General features: G+C 48.0%; 21 protein-coding genes. 2 read left to right on the plus strand and 19 right to left on the minus strand.

Annotated elements, in window-relative coordinates:
- Nucleotides 1-53 precede the first annotated feature (53 nt).
- The 12 genes from cydX to J4613_RS10785 all read right to left on the minus strand — a co-directional run bounded on the left by cydX (nucleotide 54) and on the right by J4613_RS10785 (nucleotide 15,098).
- Nucleotides 54-167: a cytochrome bd-I oxidase subunit CydX gene (gene cydX / locus J4613_RS10730; RefSeq protein WP_000270278.1), complete on the minus strand. Its 114-nt coding sequence runs from the start codon at nucleotides 165-167 to the stop codon at nucleotides 54-56.
- Between the two features lie 14 nt (nucleotides 168-181).
- Nucleotides 182-1,321 (minus strand): cytochrome d ubiquinol oxidase subunit II, encoded by a 1,140-nt coding sequence (cydB, locus tag J4613_RS10735; protein ID WP_000568258.1) that lies wholly within the window; start codon nucleotides 1,319-1,321, stop codon nucleotides 182-184.
- 15 nt (nucleotides 1,322-1,336) lie between these two features.
- Nucleotides 1,337-2,905 carry a cytochrome ubiquinol oxidase subunit I gene (gene cydA, locus J4613_RS10740; protein WP_000884369.1) on the minus strand — a complete coding sequence of 523 codons (1,569 nt, stop codon included), beginning with the start codon at nucleotides 2,903-2,905 and terminating at the stop codon, nucleotides 1,337-1,339.
- Between the two features lie 1,582 nt (nucleotides 2,906-4,487).
- Nucleotides 4,488-5,357, minus strand: a complete 870-nt coding sequence (gene sucD, locus J4613_RS10745; RefSeq protein WP_109267083.1) for a succinate--CoA ligase subunit alpha — start codon at nucleotides 5,355-5,357, stop codon at nucleotides 4,488-4,490.
- Nucleotides 5,357-6,523 (minus strand): ADP-forming succinate--CoA ligase subunit beta, encoded by a 1,167-nt coding sequence (gene sucC, locus J4613_RS10750; protein ID WP_001048590.1) that lies wholly within the window; start codon nucleotides 6,521-6,523, stop codon nucleotides 5,357-5,359. Before sucC ends, sucD begins: the two co-directional genes overlap by 1 nt.
- Nucleotides 6,524-6,664: 141 nt before the next feature.
- Nucleotides 6,665-7,873 carry a 2-oxoglutarate dehydrogenase complex dihydrolipoyllysine-residue succinyltransferase gene (gene odhB / locus J4613_RS10755; RefSeq protein WP_017441684.1) on the minus strand — a complete coding sequence of 403 codons (1,209 nt, stop codon included), beginning with the start codon at nucleotides 7,871-7,873 and terminating at the stop codon, nucleotides 6,665-6,667.
- 14 nt (nucleotides 7,874-7,887) lie between these two features.
- Nucleotides 7,888-10,689 carry a 2-oxoglutarate dehydrogenase E1 component gene (sucA, locus tag J4613_RS10760; protein WP_001181504.1) on the minus strand — a complete coding sequence of 934 codons (2,802 nt, stop codon included), beginning with the start codon at nucleotides 10,687-10,689 and terminating at the stop codon, nucleotides 7,888-7,890.
- 525 nt (nucleotides 10,690-11,214) lie between these two features.
- A complete protein-coding gene (gene sdhB / locus J4613_RS10765; protein ID WP_001537859.1) occupies nucleotides 11,215-11,931 on the minus strand; it encodes a succinate dehydrogenase iron-sulfur subunit SdhB in 717 nt (238 codons plus the stop codon).
- A 16-nt stretch (nucleotides 11,932-11,947) separates the two neighbouring features.
- Nucleotides 11,948-13,714, minus strand: coding sequence for a succinate dehydrogenase flavoprotein subunit (gene sdhA / locus J4613_RS10770; protein WP_000775561.1), 1,767 nt, complete (start codon nucleotides 13,712-13,714; stop codon nucleotides 11,948-11,950).
- On the minus strand, nucleotides 13,714-14,061 hold the full coding sequence (gene sdhD, locus J4613_RS10775) for a succinate dehydrogenase membrane anchor subunit (protein ID WP_000254356.1): 348 nt from the start codon (nucleotides 14,059-14,061) through the stop codon (nucleotides 13,714-13,716). The genes sdhA and sdhD overlap by 1 nt, the downstream gene beginning before the upstream one ends.
- A complete protein-coding gene (gene sdhC, locus J4613_RS10780; RefSeq protein WP_000263340.1) occupies nucleotides 14,055-14,459 on the minus strand; it encodes a succinate dehydrogenase cytochrome b556 subunit in 405 nt (134 codons plus the stop codon). Before sdhC ends, sdhD begins: the two co-directional genes overlap by 7 nt.
- 393 nt (nucleotides 14,460-14,852) lie before the next feature.
- The gene (locus J4613_RS10785; protein WP_001539488.1) at nucleotides 14,853-15,098 is read right to left on the minus strand and encodes a hypothetical protein; all 246 of its coding nucleotides are present in this window, start codon (nucleotides 15,096-15,098) and stop codon (nucleotides 14,853-14,855) included.
- 100 nt (nucleotides 15,099-15,198) lie between these two features.
- Between J4613_RS10785 and J4613_RS10790 the strand changes: the two genes are divergently transcribed.
- Nucleotides 15,199-16,482, plus strand: a complete 1,284-nt coding sequence (locus J4613_RS10790) for a citrate synthase (RefSeq protein ID WP_000785808.1) — start codon at nucleotides 15,199-15,201, stop codon at nucleotides 16,480-16,482.
- Nucleotides 16,483-16,618: 136 nt separating this feature from the next.
- On the plus strand, nucleotides 16,619-17,665 hold the full coding sequence (locus J4613_RS10795) for an AbrB family transcriptional regulator (RefSeq protein ID WP_079951128.1): 1,047 nt from the start codon (nucleotides 16,619-16,621) through the stop codon (nucleotides 17,663-17,665).
- 54 nt (nucleotides 17,666-17,719) lie between these two features.
- Here the strand turns inward: J4613_RS10795 and nei are convergent, their stop codons facing one another.
- The 7 genes from nei to J4613_RS10830 form a co-directional block, all read right to left on the minus strand.
- Entirely contained in the window at nucleotides 17,720-18,511 is a 792-nt protein-coding gene (gene nei / locus J4613_RS10800; protein ID WP_079951129.1) for an endonuclease VIII, read from the minus strand.
- A gap of 33 nt (nucleotides 18,512-18,544) precedes the next feature.
- A complete protein-coding gene (locus tag J4613_RS10805) occupies nucleotides 18,545-18,697 on the minus strand; it encodes a hypothetical protein (RefSeq protein WP_079958602.1) in 153 nt (50 codons plus the stop codon).
- Between the two features lie 67 nt (nucleotides 18,698-18,764).
- Nucleotides 18,765-20,660, minus strand: coding sequence for a glycosyl transferase (locus J4613_RS10810; protein WP_080222552.1), 1,896 nt, complete (start codon nucleotides 20,658-20,660; stop codon nucleotides 18,765-18,767).
- 57 nt (nucleotides 20,661-20,717) lie between these two features.
- The gene (locus J4613_RS10815) at nucleotides 20,718-21,551 is read right to left on the minus strand and encodes a glycosyltransferase family A protein (RefSeq protein ID WP_001667936.1); all 834 of its coding nucleotides are present in this window, start codon (nucleotides 21,549-21,551) and stop codon (nucleotides 20,718-20,720) included.
- A 192-nt stretch (nucleotides 21,552-21,743) separates the two neighbouring features.
- Complete coding sequence (locus J4613_RS10820; protein ID WP_000273746.1) at nucleotides 21,744-23,522, minus strand: glycosyltransferase; 1,779 nt, start codon at nucleotides 23,520-23,522, stop codon at nucleotides 21,744-21,746.
- Nucleotides 23,523-23,615: 93 nt separating this feature from the next.
- Entirely contained in the window at nucleotides 23,616-24,326 is a 711-nt protein-coding gene (locus tag J4613_RS10825; protein ID WP_000702849.1) for an ABC transporter ATP-binding protein, read from the minus strand.
- Nucleotides 24,327-24,329: 3 nt separating this feature from the next.
- A complete protein-coding gene (locus J4613_RS10830) occupies nucleotides 24,330-25,100 on the minus strand; it encodes an ABC transporter permease (protein ID WP_000998823.1) in 771 nt (256 codons plus the stop codon).
- Nucleotides 25,101-25,195: the final 95 nt, after the last annotated feature.

A 25,195-nucleotide genomic window follows, 5' to 3' on the forward strand; every position in this document is an offset into this window, starting at 1 on the left:
GCCGCGATGCAACTTAAATGATTTTGTATATTGCATAGCGACAATATGAATCATTAGCTTTCTTCTTGACCGGTTTTACCCGCTTCAACGTGCTCAAGCGCCAGGGCGGTAATGATCCCGAATGCACAGGCAAGAAGCGTTCCCAGAATCCATGCGAAATACCACATTTTAAGCTCCTTACTTAGTACAGAGAGTGGGTGTTGCTTTCAATATGTTCTTTAGTGATACGACCGAACATTTTCCAGTAACACCAGCTGGTGTAGATCAGAATGATCGGTACGAACACCGCCGCAACCCAGGTCATCAGGTTCAGCGTCATCTGGCTGGATGTCGCATCCCACATGGTCAGGCTGGCATTCATCATCGTGCTGGACGGCATCACAAATGGGAACATAGCGATACCCGCCGTCAGAATAATGCAGGCCAGGGTCAGCGAAGAGAACAGGAATGCCCACGCGCCTTTCTCCATACGGGAAGTCAGGATAGTCAGCAGCGGCAGAACCACGCCCAGAGCCGGAACCAACCACAGGATCGGAGCATTATTAAAGTTCACCAGCCAGGCGCCAGCTTCACGCGCCACTTCTTTAGTCAGCGGGTTAGAGGCGGCATGATGGTCAATCGCGGATGTCACGACATAACCATCAATACCATACATTACCCAAACGCCCGCCAGCGCAAAGCACACTAATGTCACCAGCGCCGCAATCTGCGAGGTGGCGCGCGCGCGCAGGTGCAGTTCGCCAACGGTGCGCATTTGCAGGTAAGTCGCCCCCTGCGTGATGATCATCCCTACGCTTACGATACCCGCCAGCAGACCAAACGGGTTCAGCAACTGGAAGAAGTTACCGGTGTAGTACAGACGCAGATACTCATCTACATGGAACGGTACGCCCTGCAACAGGTTGCCAAAGGCCACGCCAATCACCAGCGGCGGCACAAAGCTACCGATGAACACGCCCCAGTCCCACATGTTGCGCCAGCGCGGGTCTTCAATCTTGGAACGGTAATCAAAACCGACCGGACGGAAGAACAAAGACGCCAGCACCAGGATCATCGCTACATAGAAACCGGAGAACGCCGCGGCGTAAACCATCGGCCAGGCAGCAAACAACGCACCGCCCGCGGTGATCAACCACACCTGGTTACCGTCCCAGTGCGGGGCGATAGAGTTAATCATAATTCGACGTTCGGTGTCGTTACGACCGAGGAAACGGGTGAGCATCCCCACCCCCATGTCGAACCCATCGGTGACGGCGAAACCAATTAGCAAAATGCCAACCAGCAGCCACCAGATAAAACGTAGTACTTCATAATCGATCATTTGACGACTCCTGTCTTAGCGTGCCGGCTGAGAAGTCACGGTGGACTGCTCAAAGTGATAACGACCGGTTTTCAGGCTGCTTGGGCCAAGGCGTGCAAATTTGAACATCAGGAACAATTCTGCCACCAGGAACAGGGTATACAGGCCGCAAATCAGGAACATGGAGAACAGCAGATCGCCCACGGTCAGCGATGAGTTCGCCACGGCTGTCGGCAACACTTCGCCGATCGCCCACGGCTGACGACCATACTCGGCGACGAACCAACCTGCTTCAACCGCAATCCACGGCAGTGGAATACCGTACAGCGCCGCGCGCAGCAGCCATTTTTTCTCACCGATGCGGTTACGAATCACGCTCCAGAAGGAAAGTGCGATGATCGCCAGCAGCAGGAAGCCGCACGCCACCATGATACGGAAAGCGAAGTACAGCGGCGCAACGCGAGGAATGGAATCTTTCGTCGCTTGCTGGATCTGCGCTTCGGTCGCGTCAGTCACATTAGGCGTATAGCGTTTCAGCAGCAGGCCGTAACCGAGATCTTTCTTCATGCTGTTAAACTGGTCGCGAACGGCCTGGTCGGTAGAACCGGCGCGCAGCTGCTCCAGCAGTTCATAGGCTTTCATCCCGTTACGGATACGCTCTTCATGCTGAACCATGAGATCTTTCAGACCAATAACCGGCGTGTCCACGGAACGCGTAGCGATAATGCCGAGCGCATAAGGGATCTGAATCGCCAGATGGTTTTCCTGTTTGTCCTGGTCAGGAATGCCGAACAGGGTAAAGGAGGCCGGAGCAGGTTGCGTTTCCCATTCTGCTTCAATCGCAGCGAGCTTGGTTTTCTGCACGTCGCCCATTTCGTAACCGGATTCGTCACCGAGTACGATAACGGACAGTACGGCAGCCATACCGAAGCTGGCAGCAATAGCAAAGGAGCGTTTAGCAAAGGCGAAGTCACGACCTTTCAGCATGTAGTAAGCGCTGATACCGAGGATGAACATCGCGCCGGTGACATAACCGGACGCCACAGTGTGAACAAATTTCACCTGTGCTACCGGGTTCAGCACCAGTTCAGAGAAGCTCACCATTTCCATACGCATGGTTTCGAAATTGAAATCCGCAGCGATTGGGTTTTGCATCCAGCCGTTCGCTACCAGAATCCACAACGCGGAGAGGTTGGACCCCAGAGCCACCAGCCAGGTGACGCACATATGCTGAACTTTACTCAGACGATCCCAGCCGAAGAAGAACAGACCTACAAAGGTGGATTCGAGAAAGAAGGCCATCAAACCTTCGATGGCCAGCGGCGCACCGAAGATGTCCCCAACATAGTGGGAGTAGTACGACCAGTTTGTCCCGAACTGGAACTCCATGGTCAAACCGGTAGCCACACCCAGAGCAAAGTTGATACCAAACAACTTGCCCCAGAACTTGGTCATATCTTTATAAATCTGTTTGCCGGAAAGGACGTATACCGTTTCCATAATGGCCAGCAGGAACGCCATACCGAGCGTTAGCGGCACAAACAGGAAGTGGTACATCGCGGTCAAGGCAAACTGTAAGCGCGACAGTTCGACTATATCTAACATCATGACTCCTTGCTCATCGCATGAAGACTCCGAGAGTGAACCCCGTTAGAAAGGGTCACACGCATGCCCCAATACAAATTTATTTGCGGCCTTCCATCGTACTATCCCCTCGGGAAGGAAACAGTAATGATGAAAAGTTACAAACATGTTAATAAAAAACCCAAATTGATCCCGCAAATATATTACGCCGTAAAACCCTTACAATAAACAGGTTTTTAGTGGGTCAGATTTGCTTTTTTCGACAGCGATCAATTTATGGCTAATCTATCGCTTTTCAGGGAATTTGATCACGGACAATTTAACCAGTTTTGATGCTCTTTTCCAACATTTAAATATTGATTAAAATCAATTTTTAAAGTTAATGTTAATAATGTTTATTCATTGAATGCATGGTGAATTTTTTGTTAACTTTTTGTTTTTGCAAAGAGTAATTTCAAACCCCCTGTAAAAAGAGGCTTATTCGATAAGGCTAAACATTTTGTGCGTTTTTTACTGCCCCGCATCCAGTAAAAAACATTCCACATTGATGTTCAATTATTGCTAAATAGCTCACAGATTTTTTCTGCAGGTTATCAACACTTATTATTTTATACATTTAGTCTATTTTTATTTTACTTATAATTAACACCGCAAAGAAACTATCTCATTGCACACGCGCCATCATCCCACCGGGATTACCCTGCCCCAACTTCCCTTTCCCGACGACTAACGGCCAGGATCATCTTGCCAGGTTATCGCCTTAATTATCGCTAATAAGCCTTCCAGATAGCCAGGATCAAACATTTTACTCGCTAATTTTTCTTTATTTCAACAACACCGTATTTACCTCTCCATAATTATTATAGCGAAGATTCTGTTATCACCTTCACAGATTAACCCTCAATTTCTACGTCACTCATAGTGATAATTCTGTTTATTCGCAGCCATAAATACCCTTTAAACATGATTAATCACGAACGAATAGTGTCAATAAGTTCTTAATAATTTTTAAAGTTAACCTCTTTTAACCAGCAAAAGTTCATATGATTTATTAAACGATATCTTTAATACTTCATGGAAATAATGCCGGTACTCTTATGATTAAAATAGCTGTTTTATTCTGCCATTAAACAAGCAGTCTGTGTAAGCGCGATACATCTGAGGAGACATGTAGTTCGCGCTCAGGCAAACATGCGCGGCCACAGAGTCAAGCGTCAATTTACTATAGAAGTTAGCGTCAACATAGTGTAATGCTGCGATGCGTTTTTTTCATGGCGGAAAGCGCATAATCCGTCTCCAATGAGGTCGGCAGGTCTTTCACTAAGACAGCATCTGTGTTTTCTGCAAAAGAGTTAACCAGCAAACTGAGTAAATTTACTGCCGCTGCCAGACGGTTATTATCAATTATTTTTAGACTCCACCATGTTTTTTTACTGAGGCATCATTTTCCTATAGCTCAATATTTACAAAGCCAATAATTTTATATCCCGGATGCTTCACCCGTACTTTGCCACAAACAATAAAGCCATAAAAAAGGCCACCGTAAAGGTGGCCAACCATGTCGAAAACGGACATTTATCTGTTCCCGCAGGAACAGCGAGTTTTATTTTATAATTGCTTTCAGCGCTTCGCCGATATCGGCCAGGCTGCGAACGGTTTTCACGCCTGCGGCTTCCAGCGCGGCGAATTTTTCATCCGCAGTGCCTTTACCACCGGCAATGATGGCGCCAGCGTGGCCCATACGCTTGCCTTTCGGCGCGGTAACACCCGCGATATAGCCAACAACCGGTTTGGTCACGTGTTCTTTAATATAAGCAGCCGCTTCTTCTTCTGCGCTACCGCCGATCTCGCCGATCATCACGATCGCTTCAGTCTGCGGATCTTCCTGGAACAGCTTCAGGATGTCGATGAAGTTAGAGCCCGGGATCGGATCGCCGCCGATACCGACACAGGTAGACTGGCCGAAACCGTAGTCGGTGGTCTGCTTAACCGCTTCATAGGTCAGGGTACCGGAACGGGAAACGATGCCCACTTTACCTGGGCGATGAATGTGACCCGGCATGATGCCGATTTTGCATTCGCCCGGGGTGATAACGCCTGGACAGTTCGGGCCGATCATGCGCACACCAGCTTCGTCGAGCTTCACCTTCACGGTCAGCATATCCAGCGTCGGGATACCTTCGGTGATGGTGATAATCAGTTTGATGCCTGCATCAATCGCTTCCAGGATGGAGTCTTTGCAGAACGGCGCCGGAACGTAGATCACGGTGGCGGTAGCGCCGGTCGCTTCTACGGCTTCACGAACGGTGTTGAACACCGGCAGACCGAGGTGAGTGGTGCCGCCTTTACCTGGCGTTACGCCGCCAACCATCTGCGTACCGTAAGCAATCGCTTGTTCGGAGTGGAAAGTCCCCTGGCTACCGGTGAAGCCCTGACAGATAACCTTGGTATCTTTATTAATTAAAACTGACATTATTTCCCCTCCACTGCGGCAACAACCTGCTGAGCTGCATCCGTCAGACTTTTCGCTGCAATAATATTCAGGCCACTGTCAGCCAGTTTCTTCGCGCCGAGTTCGGCGTTGTTGCCTTCCAGACGCACCACCACCGGAACGTTCACGCCCACTTCTTCCACCGCGCCGATGATACCGTCGGCAATCAGGTCACAACGGACGATACCGCCGAAGATGTTAACCAGAACCGCTTTCACGTTGTCATCCGAGAGGATAATTTTAAACGCTTCGGTGACGCGCTCTTTGGTTGCGCCGCCGCCTACGTCAAGGAAGTTAGCCGGTTCGCCGCCATGCAGCTTAACGATGTCCATGGTGCCCATCGCCAGGCCCGCGCCGTTCACCATGCAACCGATGTTGCCGTCCAGCGCGACGTAGTTCAGTTCCCACTGTGCCGCCTGCGCTTCACGCGGGTCTTCCTGAGACTGGTCGCGCATTTCGCGCAGATCCGGCTGGCGGAACAGCGCGTTGCCGTCAGCGCCCAGCTTGCCGTCGAGGCAAATCAGATCGCCCTGCTTAGTGATCACCAGCGGATTAATTTCGATTAGCGCCAGGTCGCGCTCAAGGAAAATGGTTGCCAGGCCCATAAAGATTTTGGTGAACTGCTGCACCAGTTTACCTTCCAGACCCAATTTGAACGCCAGTTCCCGTCCCTGATACGGCATCGGGCCGGTCAGCGGATCGAGCGCAACTTTATGGATCAGATGCGGGGTTTCCTCCGCGACTTTTTCGATCTCTACGCCGCCTTCGGTAGACGCCATAAAGACCACGCGACGAGAACTACGGTCAACTACCGCGCCGAGGTACAGTTCTTTGCCGATGTCGGTCGCCGCTTCAACCAGAATCTGGTTTACCGGTTGGCCATTAGCGTCTGTTTGATAGGTCACCAGACGTTTGCCCAGCCAGTTTTCCGCGAAGGCGCGAATCTCTTCTTTGCTTTTTACTACCTTCACACCGCCCGCTTTGCCGCGGCCGCCAGCGTGAACCTGACATTTCACTACCCACGGGCCAGCGCCGATTTTAGACGCGGCTTCTTCGGCTTCACGCGGAGTAGTACAGGCATAACCCACCGGCGCCGGTAAGCCATAGCGGGCAAAAAGTTGTTTTGCCTGATATTCATGTAAGTTCATGTGTTCTGTCCATCCTTCAGGTAATCGTTATCTTTAGACCTGTAGGCCTGAAAGCTGCGCGCCATCAGGCATTACACCATCGCCGGATGGCGGCGTGAACGCCTTATCCGGCCTACAGGTAGCAGGTGATGCTCTTGCTGACTACACGTCCAACAGCAGACGGGTCGGATCTTCCAGCAACTCTTTGATGGTGACTAGGAAGCCCACGGATTCGCGACCATCGATCAGGCGATGATCGTAAGAGAGCGCCAGGTACATCATCGGCAGGATTTCCACCTTGCCATCCACCGCCATCGGCCTGTCTTTAATAGCATGCATTCCCAGAATCGCGCTCTGCGGCGGGTTGATGATCGGGGTAGACATCAGCGAACCGAATACGCCGCCGTTGGTAATGGTAAAGTTACCGCCGGTCAGGTCTTCTACGGTCAGCTTGCCGTCGCGGCCTTTGACAGCCAGTTCTTTAATTTTTTTCTCGATGTCAGCCATGCCCAGCGTATCCACATCACGCAGGACCGGCGTGACCAGGCCGCGCGGCGTAGACACCGCCATACTCACATCAAAGTAGTTGTGATACACCACGTCATCGCCGTCGATAGAGGCGTTCACTTCCGGATAACGCTTCAGCGCTTCCACTACCGCTTTCACGTAGAAGGACATAAAGCCCAGGCGGATACCGTGACGTTTTTCAAACACTTCGCCATACTGCTTACGCAAATCCATAATCGGCTTCATGTTGACTTCATTGAAGGTCGTCAGCATGGCGGTGGAGTTTTTCGCTTCCAGCAAACGCTCGGCCACGCGCTTGCGCAGGCGGGTCATTGGCACGCGTTTTTCGCCGCGCGCGCCCAGAGCGGGTTGTGCTGCAGGTTCAACAGCGGGTGCTTTAGACTCGCCTTTCGCCAGATGTTTTTCCACATCTTCACGGGTCAGACGCCCACCCACACCAGTGCCTTTAATGACGCTGGCTTCCAGATTGTGTTCAGCCAGCAGGCGACGGATCGCCGGGCTGAGCGCATCGTTGTTTTGTTCTTCCAGCGACGCCTGCTGGCGCTGTGCCGGCGTAGACGCTTTCTCTTCAGATTTGGCGCTGGTCTCTTTACCCGCGCTGTTGCCTTCACGCAGGCGACCCAGGATCTGGCGAGAGGTGACAGTCGTCCCCTCCTCTTCCAGAACCGCATCCAGAATGCCGTCCGCCGATGCCGGTACTTCCAGTACCACTTTGTCAGTTTCGATTTCTACCAGCACTTCGTCACGAACAACCGCATCACCCGGTTTTTTATGCCAGGTGGCGACGGTCGCGTCCGCTACGGACTCAGGCAGGTCGGGAACAAGAATATCTACGCTACTCATTATTTATCCTTTATTTAATCGACGTTCAGCGCGTCATTAACCAGATCTTGTTGCTGTTTCTGGTGAACGGACATATACCCTACCGCCGGAGAGGCGGAGGCCGGGCGACCTGCATAACGCAGAGCGGCCCCAAACGGAATCACTTCACGGAAATGATGCTGACTGCAGTACCATGCGCCCTGGTTGAGCGGCTCTTCCTGGCACCAGACAAAATCATGGACGTGAGCGTATGGTTGCAGCGCTTCCTGCACCGCTTTATGCGGGAACGGATAGAGCTGTTCGATGCGCACGATAGCGACATCTTTCTGGTCGTTTTTGCGACGTTGTTCCAGCAGGTCGTAATAAACCTTACCAGAACACATTACCACGCGTTTTACGGCTTTAGGGTCCAGCTCGTCAATTTCGCCAATGGCCGGCTGGAAGGAACCGTTCGCCAGTTCATCAAGCGTGGAAACCGCCAGCGGGTGACGCAGCAGCGATTTCGGCGACATCACCACCAGCGGACGACGCATCCCGCGCAGCGCCTGACGGCGCAGCATATGGTAGACCTGCGCCGGGGTGGACGGCACGCAAACCTGCATATTCTGCTCGGCGCAAAGTTGCAGATAACGTTCCAGACGCGCGGAAGAGTGCTCCGGCCCCTGCCCTTCATAGCCGTGCGGCAACAGCATCACCAGACCGCACATCCGGCCCCATTTCTGCTCGCCGGAGGAGATGAACTGGTCAATCACTACCTGCGCGCCGTTGGCAAAATCGCCAAACTGCGCTTCCCAGATAGTCAGGGTACGTGGTTCCGCCGTGGCATAACCGTATTCAAAAGCCAGTACCGCTTCTTCAGACAGCACGGAGTCCCAGACTTTAAACTGTCCCTGACCGCTGTGAATATGCTGCAACGGCGTATACGTTGAGCCGTTCGTCTGGTTGTGGATCACCGCATGACGATGGAAGAAGGTGCCGCGACCGGAGTCTTCCCCGGACAGGCGCACCGGAATGCCTTCATCGACCAGCGTGGCGTAAGCCAGATTTTCCGCACCGCCCCAGTCAAACAATTTCTCGCCTGCCGCCATTGCCTGACGGTCGCCATAAATTTTCGCCACGCGAGACTGCATTTCAATGGCTTCCGGCACGGTGCTGATACGTTTTGCCAGCTCCTGCAGACGCTTCATCTCAACTTTGTTCGGGTAGCTTTCGTCCCATTCGTGGTTGAGATATGGCGACCAGGTGAAGGAGTGCATGTTCATCGGACGCCACTCTTTCACTACGCACTCGCCAGCATCCAGCGCATCGCGATAGAGGTTGACCATTTCGGTGGCATCTTCCAGCGTTGCGACCTTATCAGCTTCCAGTTTGTCGGCGTAGATTTTACGCGGCGTCGGATGCTTTTTGATTTTCTGGTACATCAGCGGCTGGGTTGCGCTTGGCTCGTCGGCTTCGTTGTGGCCGTGACGGCGGTAGCACACCAGATCGATGAACACATCGCGTTTAAAGGTGTTACGGAAGTCCAGCGCCAGACGGGTCACAAAAGCGACGGCTTCCGGATCATCCGCATTGACGTGGAAAATCGGCGCCTGGACCATTTTACCGATATCGGTGCAGTAAGGCGTTGAACGCGCATCCAGTGGGTTAGAGGTGGTGAAGCCCACCTGGTTGTTGATAACGATACGTACCGTACCGCCCACTTCGTAACCGCGCGCTTTCGACATGTTCAGGGTTTCCTGAACCACGCCCTGGCCGGTCACCGCGGCGTCGCCGTGAATAGTGATCGGCAACACTTTGTTGCTGCTCGGTTCGTCCAGTCGGTCCAGACGGGCACGCACGGAGCCCATCACCACCGGGCTCACAATTTCCAGGTGCGATGGGTTAAACGCCAGCGCCAGGTGAACCAGACCGCCTTCGGTTTCGATATCTGACGAGAAGCCCATGTGATACTTCACGTCGCCGGTACCCAGATGTTCTTTATGTTTACCGGCAAACTCGTCGAACAGATCCTGCGGTTTTTTACCCAGTACGTTGATCAGCACGTTCAGGCGACCGCGGTGCGCCATCCCCAGCACCACTTCGCGAGTGCCGCTGTTACCCGCATGGCGAACCATCTCTTTCAGCATGGGTATCAGCGCATCTCCCCCCTCAAGCGAGAAACGTTTCGCACCCGGGAATTTGGCGCCCAGATAACGTTCCAGCCCTTCAGCGGCGGTCAGTTCGTTCAGGAAGCGTTTTTTCTCGTCAGCGCTAAAGGCCGCACGACCGGATTCGATGCGCTGTTGGATCCAGCGTTTCTCTTCGGTGCTGGTGATGTGCATATACTCAGCGCCAATCGGGCCGCAGTAGGTCTGTTTGAGCGCGTCGAGCAGCTCGCCCAGCTTCATCGTCTCTTTGCCGCTGGCAAAGGAGCCGACATTGAAGGTTTCCTGGAAATCGGCCTCGGTCAAATCATGGAAAGAAGGATCCAGATCCGCCACGCGTTCTTGCTTCCACAGTCCCAGCGGATCGAGGTTTGCATGTTGATGGCCACGGAAACGATAAGCGTTGATAAGCTGCAGGACTTTAACCTGCTTCACATTGGTGTCAGGGTCGGAAATCGTAGAAGAGTGACGTGAGCCAGCCAACGCCTGCCGCCGGAAATATTCACGTGTTTTTGAATGGAGTTGATCCGGTTTGACTCCGGTACCAGGTAACTGCTGGAACGTCAAACGCCAGTTAGCGTCTACCGAGTCAGGATCGGTTAAGAAGTCTTCATAGAGCTGTTCTATCCAGCTCTGATTCGAACCAGAGAGGTAAGAAGAGTCCAACCAGGCTTTCAAAGCGCTGTTCTGCATCGTGATCCCTTAAGCATCTTTTCTGCTTATTTAATACTCTAAATAGGTCACGTTTCAGGAAGGCGGCAAGCTTGCGAATCCCTGGGAGCTTACATCCAGTAAGTGACCGGGGTGAGCAAGTGCAGCCAACGCACATGCAACGTGAACTATGACGAGTATTTCGCCGTGGATACTAACCACGCATACGCTGTATGCGTGCCGGGGTTCACTTGTTGCGGACTGTCGTGTCATCTGCGTCCGCTAAGGAACCTTTAAAAACTGTCTAATAATCTTCGCTGTTCAGGCTACGACTGCGTTGCGGCCTTCGCTCACTCCGGTCACATAGTTAACTATGCTCCCGAAGATTCGTTCAGACCGCGCCTTGTCTCGCTCTGAACATCTCGATTATTACTAATCATATGGCAGTTTTTAGAGGTTTCCTGCACTTCTATTGCCCGATGGCGCCTGGCTTATCAGGCCTACAGAATACGTAACCTGTAGGCCGGATAAGACGGTACGTCGCCATCCGGCAACCACTACAACTACTTATGCGCTACGCTGCAACAGCATCGACTTAATATGGCCGATAGCGCGCGTCGGGTTCAGTCCCTTAGGACATACACTGACGCAGTTCATAATGCTGTGACAGCGGAATACGCTGAATGCATCGCTCATCCCTTCCAGACGACTGTCAGTCTCGGTATCACGACTATCGATCAGGAATCGATACGCCGCGAGCAGCCCCGCCGGACCGATAAACTTATCCGGGTTCCACCAGAATGACGGGCAGGATGTTGAGCAACAGGCGCAAAGAATACATTCATACAGCCCATCGAGTTTTTCACGCTGCTCCGGCATCTGTAAATGCTCACGTGCCGGTGGATTTTGCCCATTATTCAATAAGTAAGGCTTAATCTTCTCATATTGTGCGTAGAATTGCCCCATGTCTACCACCAAATCGCGGATCACCGGCAAACCGGGCAGCGGGCGAATCACAATCTTCTTACCCGGCTGAGTCAGCGCCGAAATAGGGGTAATACAGGCCAGACCATTCTTACCGTTCATATTCAAACCATCAGAACCACACACACCTTCGCGGCAGGAACGGCGGAAAGAAAGGCTGGGATCTTTTTCTTTAAGCTGGATTAACGCATCCAGCAGCATCATGTCGCGCCCTTCTTCGCCTTCCAGGGTGTAATCCTGCATACGCGGAGCGTTATCGACATCCGGGTTATAACGATAAATCGAAAATTCGAGTTTCATCATCCTGTCTCCGCAATTAATAAGTACGAATCTTCGGCGGGAACGCCGGACGCAGTTTCGGCTCCATATTGACGCTTCGGCGCGTCATGGATTCCGTTTGCGGCTGATACAGGGTATGACACAACCAGTTGGCATCATCACGCTCCGGGAAATCGAAGCGGCTATGCGCGCCGCGGCTTTCCGTTCGGAAGTTGGCTGATACGGCAGTGGCGTAGGCGGTTTCCATCAGGTTATCCAGCTCCAGACACTCAACACGCTGGGTATTAAACTCGCTGGACGTGTCATCCAGACGGGCGTTTTTCAGACGCTCGCGGATCACTTTCAACTGCTCAAGCCCTTTCGCCATCGCGTCGCCTTCACGGAATACGGAGAAGTTATGCTGCATACACTCCTGCAACGCTTTGCGAATAGCCACCGGATCTTCGCCATTGCGGTTATTGTTCCAGCGATTCAGGCGCTCCAGAGAACCTTCAACGTCAGACTCGCTGGCGTCGCGCAGCACGCCCTGCTCGGCGATGGATTCCTGTAAATGCAGCCCCGCCGCGCGGCCAAAGACCACCAGATCCAGCAGTGAGTTACCGCCCAGACGGTTGGCGCCGTGAACCGATACACAGGCGATTTCGCCTACCGCAAACAGCCCCGGAATGACCACGTCTTCGCCCTGCTCGTTCACGGTCAGCGCCTGACCGGTCACTTTAGTCGGAATACCGCCCATCATGTAGTGGCAGGTCGGGATAACCGGAATCGGCTCTTTCACCGGGTCAACGTGGGCGAAAGTACGGGACAGCTCCAGGATACCCGGCAGGCGAGATTCCAGCACCTCTTTCCCCAGGTGATCCAGTTTCAATTTAGCGTGCGGCCCCCACGGACCGTCGCAGCCGCGGCCTTCACGGATTTCGATCATGATGGAACGCGCCACCACGTCACGACCCGCCAGGTCTTTGGCGTTCGGCGCATAACGCTCCATAAAGCGCTCGCCGTGTTTGTTCAGCAGGTAACCGCCTTCGCCGCGGCAGCCTTCTGTCACCAGCACGCCCGCCCCGGCGATACCGGTCGGGTGGAACTGCCACATTTCCATGTCCTGCACCGGGACACCGGCACGCAGCGCCATACCGACACCATCACCGGTGTTGATGTGAGCGTTGGTGGTGGACTGGTAGATACGGCCTGCGCCGCCGGTCGCCAGCACCGTCGCGCGGGCTTTGAAGTACACCACTTCACCGGTTTCGATGCACAGTGCGGTACACCCCACCACCGCGCCATCCTGGTTTTTCACCAGATCCAGCGCATACCATTCGGAGAAAATCGTGGTGTGGTTTTTCAAATTCTGTTGATACAGCGTATGTAGCAAGGCGTGACCGGTACGGTCAGCCGCCGCCGCGGTACGTGCCGCCTGCTCGCCGCCAAAGTTTTTCGACTGGCCGCCGAACGGGCGCTGATAGATACGTCCATCATCAAGACGGGAGAACGGTAGCCCCATGTGCTCCAGTTCCAGAATCGCTTCCGGTCCGGTCTTACACATATATTCGATGGCATCCTGGTCACCAATGTAGTCCGACCCTTTTACGGTGTCGTACATGTGCCATTCCCAGTTATCTTCATGGGTATTGCCGAGCGCCACGGTGATACCGCCCTGCGCGGAAACGGTATGGGAACGGGTCGGGAAGACTTTCGAGAGCAGCGCACAGGTTTGGCCGCTCTGGGAAATTTGCAGCGCCGCGCGCATACCTGCGCCACCGGCACCAATCACAACAGCATCAAATTCTCTGACTGGCAGTTTCATTACACACCCCACACCACAACAAATCCATAGATGACGTAAACCACCAGCGCAACAACGATAACGAGTTGCAGTATCAGACGCACTGCCAGTGGTTTAACGTAGTCGGTTAACACCTGCCACATGCCGATCCAGGCATGAATCAAGATGGAAAAAAGCGCCAGCAGGGTGAAGACTTTGGTGAAGGCCGATGAGAAGAAACCGGTCCAGGCTTCAAAGGTCAGTTCGCCGCTCGTGGCGAAAAAACCCACCATGTAGATGATGTATAACGTCAGAACGATAGCGGTAGCACGGACCAGGATGAAGTCATGTACGCCATTGCGTCCTAATGCGGAGGCGTTGCTTACCATACGAGGACTCCTGCGAGAAGTGAAAGCACGACAGTGATAACAAAAGAGATTTTGGCAGAGCGTTGACCCGCTTCGAATGTTTCTTCCAGATAGCCAAAATCCATTAACATGTGACGAATTCCCACGATGACGTGATACGCCAGCGCGGTAAGGATGCCCCACATGATAAATTTAACGATGAAGCCGTCCATGATGTCGGCGGCCTGCTGGAATCCTTCCGGAGAAGAGAGGCTGGTGCCCAGTAGCCACAGTAGTATGCCGACGGCGATGAAAGTAATCACACCGGATACGCGATGGAGAATGGACGCTATCGCTGTGATGGGGAACCGAATCGTTTGTAGATCCAGATTGACAGGTCTTTGTTTTTTCACATTTCTTATCATGAATAACGCCCACATGCTGTTCTTATTATTCCCTTAAGACTTCGGTTACAGAGGTGAATCTACCTGTAGCCAGAAAGACGACGGGATTTCCTTCCTCCGGTCTGCGTGCGGGTCAGACAGCGTCCTTTCTATAACTGCGCGTCATGTAAAACACTGCTTCCAGTAGCTAAAACGACACGTTACAACGCTGGGTGGCTCGGGATTGCAGGGTATTCCGGAGACCTGGCGGCAGTATAGGACGTTCACAAAATCATTACAATTAACCTACATATAGTTTGTCGGGTTTTATCCTGAACAGTGACACAGGTCACGATAACAACATTTTTTTAATTTTCAATCATCTGATTTGACAAACATTAAACAAAATTGTTACAAACAACACCAGAAAAAGCATATAATGCGTAAAAGTTATGGGGTCACTCTTTCACCTGTTAATAAGTTATGCAACAGTACAATGATATTGACCCATTCTTTCAGGACAGTTATTAGTGATAGACAGGTTACATTACTCGGATTGCTACGTTCCTGATTTGCTGCTAATTCGAAATTAATCAAGCCGTTACCTGCAAGCGCCCATTGCTCTGTACCCAGGTCATCCCCTCTTTCACAGAGCGGCGAGCCAAATAACAAACTGGTAACGGTTGATTGATGCATACACAGAATCTTCCCTGCACTAACGACGAGGAAGATGACGTGTAGAAGGCAAGTCTGAGTTCCGGCAGTCTTAAGCAATAAGGCGCTAAGGAGACCGTAAATGGCTGATACAAAGGCAAAAATCACCCTTACTGGTGACACTGCTATTGAACTGGATGTGCTAAAAGGTACACTCGGTCAAGATGTTATTGATATTCGTAGTCTCGGTTCAAAAGGAATTTTTACTTTTGACCCTGGTTTCACCTCTACCGCATCCTGCGAATCTAAAATCACCTTCATCGACGGCGACGAAGGCATTTTGTTGCATCGCGGTTTCCCGATTGACCAGCTTGCTACCGATTCCAACTATCTGGAAGTCTGTTACATCCTGCTGTACGGCGAAAAACCGACGCAGGAAGAGTATGACGAGTTCAGAACGACAGTCACCCGCCATACGATGATCCATGAGCAAATCACTCGCCTGTTCCATGCTTTCCGTCGCGACTCACATCCGATGGCGGTAATGTGCGGGATCACTGGCGCGCTGGCAGCGTTCTACCACGACTCGCTGGATGTGAACAATCCGCGCCACCGTGAAATCGCGGCGTTCCGCCTGCTGTCCAAAATGCCGACCATGGCGGCGATGTGTTACAAATATTCAATCGGTCAGCCGTTTGTTTATCCGCGCAACGACCTTTCCTACGCCGGTAACTTCCTGAACATGATGTTCTCCACGCCGTGTGAAACCTATGAAGTGAATCCGGTACTAGAGCGCGCGATGGACCGTATTCTGATCCTGCACGCTGACCATGAGCAGAACGCCTCAACGTCAACGGTACGTACCGCAGGTTCAAGCGGCGCCAACCCATTCGCCTGCATTGCCGCCGGGATCGCCTCCCTGTGGGGACCCGCGCACGGCGGCGCCAACGAAGCCGCGCTGAAAATGCTGGAAGAAATCAGCTCTGTTAAACACATTCCGGAATTTGTTCGCCGTGCGAAAGACAAGAATGATTCTTTCCGCCTGATGGGCTTCGGTCACCGTGTTTACAAAAACTACGATCCGCGCGCCACCGTGATGCGTGAAACCTGCCACGAAGTGCTGAAAGAGCTGGGCACCAAAGACGATCTGCTGGAAGTGGCGATGGAGCTTGAGCACATTGCGCTCAACGACCCGTACTTCATCGAGAAGAAACTGTACCCGAACGTAGACTTCTACTCCGGCATCATTCTGAAAGCGATGGGCATTCCATCTTCGATGTTCACCGTGATCTTCGCCATGGCGCGTACCGTTGGCTGGATTGCACACTGGAATGAAATGCACACTGACGGCATGAAAATCGCCCGTCCTCGTCAGCTGTATACCGGCTACGATAAACGCGATTTTAAATCGGCGCTGAAGCGTTAATTGACAACCGGATGGCGACGCAACCCTCGCCATCCGGTACATTTTCCCTTTTTTCTTATCCTCATTATTTTATTCTTACCCCGTTACTCTCTATGATTAATTAAGGTTTCGCTAAATATCATTCAGGGAGCATGGAATGCCGATTCTGCAGTGGTTTTTGTTGTTCCTGTTATCGCTGCTCATTTCCCTTATTTTTCTCTATCTGCACCTTCCGGCGGCGATGCTGCTCGGTCCAATGATTGCGGGTATCGTGTTGAGTTTGCGAGGTAGTACGCTACAACTTCCGCGCGGTATTTTTCTCGCCGCGCAGGCGATTCTCGGCTGTATGATCGCCCAAAATCTAACCGGTTCGATATTGATCACCCTCGCCCTCTACTGGCCGGTCGTGCTTTTAGTGTTGCTGGTGACGCTGCTTTCCAGCGCGATAGTCGGCTGGCTGCTGGTACGTTACAGCTCGCTGCCCGGCAACACCGGCGCATGGGGGTCTTCGCCGGGCGGCGCGGCGGCAATGGTAGCGATGGCGCAAGATTACGGGGCGGATATCCGCCTGGTGGCGTTTATGCAGTATCTACGGGTACTGTTTGTGGCTGGCGCGGCGGTGCTGGTGACACGCCTGATACTCGGCGACAGCGCGGCAACGGTCAGCCAACAGGTGGTCTGGTTTCCGCCGCTTAGCGGTAATTTATTGACGACGCTGTTATTAGCGATCGTGGCGGGCATTGCCGGTCGCCTGATGCGTATCCCTTCCGGCACGATGCTGCTCCCCATGTTGGCAGGCGCGTTTCTCCATTCGCAAGGCATCATTGAGATTGAATTACCCGAATGGCTGCTGGCCGTGGCATATATGGCGATAGGCTGGCGTATTGGGCTGGGTTTTGACAGACAGGTGTTTTTTATGGCGCTGCGGCCATTGCCGCAAATCTTATTGTCAATTTTCGCGCTGATGGCGATTTGCGCCGCGATGGCGTGGGGAATGGCTTACTACATGCAGATTGATTTTATGACGGCTTATCTTGCCACCAGTCCCGGTGGTCTGGATACGGTTGCCGCGATCGCGGCAGGAAGCAGTGCCGATATGGCGCTCATCATGGCAATGCAAACCCTACGGCTGTTCAGCATTCTGTTAACTGGGCCAGCAGTGGCCCGTTTTATATCAACCTATGCGCCCAAACAACCTTTGTAGGGCTGATAAGCGTCGCGCCATCAGGCAATAGCCGCTCGCCGATGGCGGTTCCGGCTATTTCTGGCAATGCGGGCACCAGTAAAACGGGCGTGAGGACAGTGTTGTCTTTTCAATAATGCCGCCGCACCGCTCGCACACTTCGCCGTCACGGTGGAAAACCTTAAAGCGAAACAGTGCGCCATGATGCTTGTTCTCATCCGCCTGACCGCGAGTCGTGTAGGACAGGCGCGGAATATCCAACAGCGCGTGAGAAAGCGCATTCAGTTGCGCCTCGTTGAGATCTTTCGCTTTATGCTGTCCGGTTAACCCTACCTGCCAGAGGATTTCAACGCGCAGATAATTCCCCAATCCCGCCAGAAAGGCCTGATCCAGCAACAGTCCGGAAAATTGTCGGTTGCGAAAACGCGGCGACAGCAATCGAGCTTTAACCTCTTCCGGAGTAAGACGCGCGTCCAACACATCCGGACCGACTCGCTGTAAAAAAGGGTGCGTCGTGAGCTGCTCTGCTGTCAGCATTTCGATATCAGACGCGCTATAAAGCAGAATAGTTTTATCCGCCGTTTGTAGCCTGACGCGCAATATACGCGTGGTCTGCGGTATTTCACCAGTATCGATCACCCGCCATACGCCATAGAGTTGGTTGTGGCTGTAGAGCGTCAGGCCATTTGAAAAGTGGGTCAATAACGCTTTTCCCCGCGTCTCTATCCGGGTAACAATTTGACTGGTAAGCTGCGATTCATACGGTTTTAACTGTGCAAAGGCAAACCAGACATCGGTTAAGGGTTTGCCTTTGATTGCCGCCTCCAGATTATCCGCCGCACGACGAATTTCCGGGCCTTCAGGCATGATAATATCCTTTGTTAACAGTTGATTAATGGACTACTCCGCCTCTGACTGTCTGGAATGCACATCGAACGCCATAATGAATATCCACAGCGGATGGACAAACAGGCGGTGGTATCCAGTGATAATAACATTATCGCAGCACGAGACCACTTCCCCGTCAGGGTTAACATGATCGCGCCAGGGCATAATCGACTCAGCCCTTGTCGGGCGAGCGCCCAATAATGATTGTCTGCCTACCGGAATTAAATGACGCTTAGTTATATTTTGCCCAAAATTTTTTTCTGTTGATCCTTTTAAAGCCTTCTTTCCAATAACTGGCATTCAACTCTTTGATATAATTTTCTCCGGGAAAAAGTTTATCCTTTAAAGGCAGTTTCTTGGCTAGCACGATTCTTTCTGCGTTAGATCCCGCGGACTCTGAATGTGTGAGGGAAGATAAGGCGTCCAGTTGAGCGCTTGAGGGTCTGGCTATCAATTCAAAAAAAGGTTCTGACAATACAACACTACTAAGTGCTGCATAATTTCCTTTTTGTATGAGCGGTTTGACGTACTCAAAAAAAGAAATAATCCCTGATTGCAATCTTGCTGCTTTTTTTAAATACTCAATTTCAGAACCACTGCTATCTTCACGTACAGGAATTATTCCATTATCCGTTTTTTTATAGCCAATTGTTGACCCAGTATTGTCAGCCATAGCGAACTCCATTATTTCCACTCCTCCTGATAAGAAAAGATCACACTTATCGTTGGGATGGCCATAGTTGGTTAGCCAACCAAACATCTTATTATAAATAGATCGGTTATCATTGGCGCCAGCAAAAGTTGCCAAATAAAACCCATGTATTTGTTTTTCTGCCCATTGCGCACCTAAAGAACGAGCAAATACTGATTGAATATTACCCATCCATCCTACATCGATAAGTGCTATATTTTTATAACCTTCACAGGCCGTTTTAAAGTAATCAGCGTAAACTTCCCTGTGCTGAGTATTTTTTAATAAAATATATGGAAATAATTTATTTATAAGCCAGTGAACCTTATGTTCCTCTCCTGAAACAGGAATATACTCCTCGTCAGGAAAACCAACATGATGTATATCTGAAATATGCTCACTCGCATCTAACCCCGCGATAGCAAGTATCTTTTTAATACTTTTCTTATTCTTACCACCAAAAAGATGCCAAATCCTGTGCATCGGCCAATCAGTCATCCCCACCATATAAGCTGATGCGCGGGATATATATAAATATTCACATTTTACATGTTCTTCTGAAAAGTATTCATTATAAATTTTATAGATTAAGTGAGCATCGCGTGCTAAAAAAAGCGCTTTATCAATTTTATGAATCTTTAACTGATTCGCTAACCAGGATACATAACCTAATAATAACGGACCAAATACTTTAAATCCTATCTCGTTTAAAGGATCATTTTGATGGAAAGCAGAAACTTGTTTAAGTAATAAAGCCTTACAAATAGATTCACCAATAATATCTTTAGCTTTCCAATGATTAGATACCCCATGATTATACTCCGACCAATCAGCATGGAGAGTATTTATACCGAGTTTTTTAGCGTTCAGAATATCTGCATGAACATTGTCGCCAACATGCATCCACGATGCAATATCTACATTTTCATTTTTCTTGACTATTGAAAACAACTTGCCACTATTTTTAGAGTGCCGCTCTTCACCAGATGAATAAACTGGAATGTTACTGATATCATAGCCACATGATGTTAACAACTCCTTTAATATTGCTGATGGAAGGTACATATCACTAATTAAAATAACTTTGCAACCATCACTAATAGCCTTTTCAAACAAACAGCTTCCACGCGAATTTTTATATAAAACAATCTTCTCCATTTGTATTTCCAGATCGATTATCTTTTCTACTGTCGCTGGTGAAAGCTGCGGATGCTTTTTTAAAATTTCATCGTATATTTCAGATATGAGTACTTCCGGCTCGCCGCCAAAACGCCTGACCCTATTCTCTCTGGCACTTACTTCCGCCTGAACTCTTATCTCTGGAAAATTATCAATAATATCAATCTCGCACGCTGATATAAAAAAGTTCTCAGTTGCTAAAGTTGATTGCATCAATGAAAACAAATCTCTGGGACGGTAAACCCTCCGGCTAACCAATGTATCAAAGATATCAAAGCTTACGGTCTTGTATTTTTTAAAGTTCATATCCATATTTTATTTAATCTTATTTTCAATATAAGAGATTTTATGAAAAAGACTATTGTTAGCAATATTTGAAAGTAACACATTGAGCAATGATGAGTCATCAATACTTCTCATCATTTTATTTTCTGCAATTTTGCATTCTATATCAAATAACTCATTGTTAATTACGGTATAATTGCCAAATTCAAAGTCATCATTTTCTCTGAAATGATAAAATGCCAGTGCTTCAGGTAAGATCCAAACATCATTTTCTGCAAGGTAATGAATAAAAAAAGGCCAGAAAAATGCAGGAGAGGATAATTTATGACTTTCAATCATATCGATAACAGAATTTTTATCGAATAAACACGAGGAAAGTGGAATAGAATTCCTGTAATAAATAACATCAAAACTAACAGGGCCAGCATTTAAATAGTGGTTCCATGGTTGCGTTGAATTTATAATTATTCTATTATTTTCCGCAATCTCAGCAACTTTATTTGTATGGCATGCTATTGCATTTACAGATGAATACGTTGACTGTATATTCGCCAAAACACTGAGTAGCCTTGACACATATTCAGGGGCCCAAGAATCGTCATCATCCATAAAGCATAAATAATTAGATTCAGACATCTTAATAGCATTAAAGATACAGCTTTCGTCGTAGATAACACTATATATATTTGACAGTTCTTTCAGATAAAAATCATCCACATTGTGACATTTCAATTCTTCCTCCATGCAGAAAATGATGATATTTATTTTTTTGAACGTCTGGTCATTAATGGATTGCAAGGCCCGCATTAATAGACGAGTACGCCCGGGTTTATGTCGGACAATAACTAAAAGACTCTTTTCCATATTCTGATTTCGCGTTTTACGGTATATATAAAAATTAACACCCTATGAATAAATGCTGACATTGGGTAAGGATTATAATATTTTATTAGACTGACACCAGATAAGGTGTAGCAACAGAACCATACCTAAGATTATCATAGTCATATAATTAAAAAATCGGTATAATTCTCATCAACACCACTTACATCATGTTTAATATTTATCTTCAGATTTTTTATTGAATTTTTTATACCAAAAGAGCTTTGAGGTAAGATAGGGCAAACTATTTTTCATCTCTTTTTTTGCAGATTTAAACCGATAAAAATTTTTGACTGCCGTAAACAAACCATTAATAATAACTTTAAAAAACTCCATTTTTGAGTGGGTAAGTTTTAATAATTTGCCATTTTCTATATTTAAATGATAGATAGTAATTCTCCGGAATGAAAACTTAGTAGGGTGATAATGACGATAATCAACCACGATTGGTTTTTTAATTAAAAAGAAAGCTGGAATTAAGTGTCCATTAAGGGTTATGCATCTAAAAAATTTGTAGATGGCTTTTTCTTTACCAGAACATGGGTAATCAACACAACCATTAACAATATCAATACCTTCTACATTGAATTTTTCATTATGAGTTATTGCATTAATTCTTTTTCTTATCTCCAGAAGATCTACATTATCTTCCCAAAACTCCCGTCCAGAAAGACAATCGTTATATGACATAATCATTGCTCTGGCAAGTTCATAGCGGCATGAAAAACTCGCAAGAAAGACTTCCCGCACAAAGAAAACACTTAACAGTAGTGCAGCAAACTTTCTTTTACTAATTAATGCAGGTACAGCAACAGTCCTGAAGTTCAAATAGCTATTTAGAACCGATATTTTTCTTTCAAAATCCATTTGCCACGAAGCCACACCATTAAGTGTGACAATATTATGTTTTTTATGCATATATCCAAATAGCAGGTCATCACCACGAACAAAGAAAGGAAATGAGTAATATTCAATAGCGTTAATATTAAAGGCAAAAAACCACCATCCACCGTAGCCTATTTTTCTTTCATTATCAAAAGTATCTAAAGAATCTATTTCCCGAGCATCCAGATAATGTTTATCCGGGTAATGTAAAAAATCTCTATGCCATATGGCACCAGATTCATGTATGATTGCCGGGTTATCTTCAAAAAGCATACAGCCAGTAACAACTGTATTTTTGTCTTTAGCCATCAGTAAAAAAGCATGAGTTCGACAAATCGATTCAATTTCACATGAGCCGTCGTCATCCATAAATATGACATGTTTGATATCGTTGATTTTCCCTGCCTCTATCAAACCTCTCATAAACCCGCCTGACCCACCGAGGTTTTCATTATTGATAACCATAATGCCGTTTCCTGACGGGTGATTAATCGCCTCGCCATTATTAACGACAATCAATTTAAAACGATCTTTAAATTCGCTCTGGGTTAAGAGTGTTTTATTAATTCTATTGATTGTTTTAGTAACAGCTTCTTTTCTATTATAAGTTGTTATAACTAAAGCCATAGATGATTTACTAACATGATCTTTAGTCAGAAATTCAAATCCATTTAAAACAGAGTCTTCGTCTGATTGCCACTCCACATAGATATATCCAAAATTTATTTTTGATATATCAATTTCAATCTCATCACTAATATTACATGACGAGTTAAAATCAATTTGCTTTAATACTCTAATGACACCATTCTCTTTATGCCTTACAGTTATAGTTCCGCGACCAATTATATTAACCCGCAAAAAAAGTGATGTTAAGGTTGTATATTTTTTCCATTTCTTAATTGAGAATGCATTAAAAAAAGTATCAAAATATGCAACCTTATGACGCGGAACAAGTAAGTTACGTGAGGTATAGTTATACTTCCCGCCCTGAGTTCTGAAATAAAGCTGCTCTTCCGTGCATAGATCAATGTTTGGTAAAATTACTTTTTGAAGTAAAAAATACATAACGAACCTATAAATTTATATTATCTGGGGTAACGCTATTATAAAATAGTAAATTACTCACCGCGTAGTGATATAAATACTGCAATAAGAATATTAAAATCCGCCTTTGCTAACTATCTCACCGTGCTCAAGCCTGATGAACTTATTACATACAGATTTAGCCAGTTCATCATCGTGAGTGGCCATTACCATAATGCCCGCTTTAGAGATAAAGCTATTTAATCTCATCTCTGCTTTTCTTTTAAAATCACTATCACCCACGCTCATCCATTCATCCATCAGTAAAATTTCAGGATTAATTGCAGTAGAAATAGAAAAACCAAGCCTCAGAACCATACCACTAGAATACGTTCTAACGGGGATTTTAATAAAATCACCTAACTCGCTGAACTCGATGACATCTTCTGTAATATTTTTTATTTCATTTTTTGACAGACCGAGAAATAGTCCCCTCAGTTTTATATTTTCCAGGCCTGTAAGCTCACCATCCATTCCCATCATGGGATCAATGAGGCTGGTGACTCGACCGATACATTCATACTTCCCTGAAGTTGGTTTATAGGCCCCTGCAAGTACTCTCAGAAGAGTGGTTTTGCCCGAACCATTGTGTCCGATAAGCGCAAGACGGTTACCTTCGGTAAGCGTAAAATCAATTTTTTTTAATGCCTCTACTTCAATAATCCCGGTATTCGATGAGCCAATTCGTCCACCTGAAGCAGCCTGTAGAAAAGTTTTTTTAAATGAACGGTGGCTGGAGTTAAATATAGGGAGTATTACGCCAACGTTTTTGCAAGAGATTTTCATTAATTATAACCAGTATACGATTCTTGAGCGATATTTAGTCAACACTAAGGTTGAGACCATCAACATAATAATAGAGGTTATTATTGTGTAAAACCATATAGTTACATCTGGTACAGTTCCCATTAATGGTTTCCTGAGCATCTCCATAAAGTAATAAAAAATATTATAATCAACAAATTCCTTTCTTCCCTTTGGTAATTGTTCCGATGTCCAAATGATGGGAGTTATAAAAAAACACAACGTTACCACACTTTGAACAACCGGTCCCATATCACGATATCTTGTGCAAAAAATGGCGAGAATCATACCTGTAGAAATTAATGAGATGGATGTTATTACAATTGCAGGTATAAAAAGGAGAATATCAAGATTTACCGATGTATTGGTAAAAAAAATCACGAAAGGTATAATGATAAAATTATGCAACATAATCATAAACTGCCGATAGAAAACACGTAATATATATAAATATAGCGGAAGGTCAGACTGTTTAATAATTGATGCGGACTCATTAAATATTCCACATGATTCATTAATAGTTGCTGATAGAAAGGCCCAAAAGATCATACCTAAAGTAAGATGCATGATAAAATTTTCGGAACCAGAACTGAACAGCGAACCGTAAAGAGGTCCCATTGCTGATATGGTGACCCCCATCGAAATCGTTATCCAAAAAGGCCCTAACACCGATCGCCGATATCGTCCCAGGACATCATTCCAACCTAGCGAAATCCAAAGTTGGTGCCTGGCCAGAGCTTCTTTCAAATCATTCATTGTTTCCGTGTCACCTTTACCTGAAGAACTTATTCTTTAACGATATGAAAATATAACTTATTTATTTTCTATAATATTTACATACTATTTATCTA

The organism is Salmonella sp. 32020114201800008SM, from assembly GCF_017572025.1.
Lineage (GTDB): Bacteria > Pseudomonadota > Gammaproteobacteria > Enterobacterales > Enterobacteriaceae > Salmonella > Salmonella enterica.

Bases quoted from the DNA above. Each gene is read 5' to 3' on its own strand.
- cydX (WP_000270278.1), bottom strand. From the start codon at position 167: ATGTGGTATTTCGCATGGATTCTGGGAACGCTTCTTGCCTGTGCATTC.
- cydB (WP_000568258.1), bottom strand. From the start codon at position 1,321: ATGATCGATTATGAAGTACTACGTTTTATCTGGTGGCTGCTGGTTGGC.
- cydA (WP_000884369.1), bottom strand. From the start codon at position 2,905: ATGTTAGATATAGTCGAACTGTCGCGCTTACAGTTTGCCTTGACCGCG.
- sucD (WP_109267083.1), bottom strand. From the start codon at position 5,357: ATGTCAGTTTTAATTAATAAAGATACCAAGGTTATCTGTCAGGGCTTC.
- sucC (WP_001048590.1), bottom strand. From the start codon at position 6,523: ATGAACTTACATGAATATCAGGCAAAACAACTTTTTGCCCGCTATGGC.
- odhB (WP_017441684.1), bottom strand. From the start codon at position 7,873: ATGAGTAGCGTAGATATTCTTGTTCCCGACCTGCCTGAGTCCGTAGCG.
- sucA (WP_001181504.1), bottom strand. From the start codon at position 10,689: ATGCAGAACAGCGCTTTGAAAGCCTGGTTGGACTCTTCTTACCTCTCT.
- sdhB (WP_001537859.1), bottom strand. From the start codon at position 11,931: ATGAAACTCGAATTTTCGATTTATCGTTATAACCCGGATGTCGATAAC.
- sdhA (WP_000775561.1), bottom strand. From the start codon at position 13,714: ATGAAACTGCCAGTCAGAGAATTTGATGCTGTTGTGATTGGTGCCGGT.
- sdhD (WP_000254356.1), bottom strand. From the start codon at position 14,061: ATGGTAAGCAACGCCTCCGCATTAGGACGCAATGGCGTACATGACTTC.
- sdhC (WP_000263340.1), bottom strand. From the start codon at position 14,459: ATGTGGGCGTTATTCATGATAAGAAATGTGAAAAAACAAAGACCTGTC.
- J4613_RS10785 (WP_001539488.1), bottom strand. From the start codon at position 15,098: ATGCATCAATCAACCGTTACCAGTTTGTTATTTGGCTCGCCGCTCTGT.
- J4613_RS10790 (WP_000785808.1), top strand. From the start codon at position 15,199: ATGGCTGATACAAAGGCAAAAATCACCCTTACTGGTGACACTGCTATT.
- J4613_RS10795 (WP_079951128.1), top strand. From the start codon at position 16,619: ATGCCGATTCTGCAGTGGTTTTTGTTGTTCCTGTTATCGCTGCTCATT.
- nei (WP_079951129.1), bottom strand. From the start codon at position 18,511: ATGCCTGAAGGCCCGGAAATTCGTCGTGCGGCGGATAATCTGGAGGCG.
- J4613_RS10805 (WP_079958602.1), bottom strand. From the start codon at position 18,697: ATGCCCTGGCGCGATCATGTTAACCCTGACGGGGAAGTGGTCTCGTGC.
- J4613_RS10815 (WP_001667936.1), bottom strand. From the start codon at position 21,551: ATGGAAAAGAGTCTTTTAGTTATTGTCCGACATAAACCCGGGCGTACT.
- J4613_RS10820 (WP_000273746.1), bottom strand. From the start codon at position 23,522: ATGTATTTTTTACTTCAAAAAGTAATTTTACCAAACATTGATCTATGC.
- J4613_RS10825 (WP_000702849.1), bottom strand. From the start codon at position 24,326: ATGAAAATCTCTTGCAAAAACGTTGGCGTAATACTCCCTATATTTAAC.
- J4613_RS10830 (WP_000998823.1), bottom strand. From the start codon at position 25,100: ATGAATGATTTGAAAGAAGCTCTGGCCAGGCACCAACTTTGGATTTCG.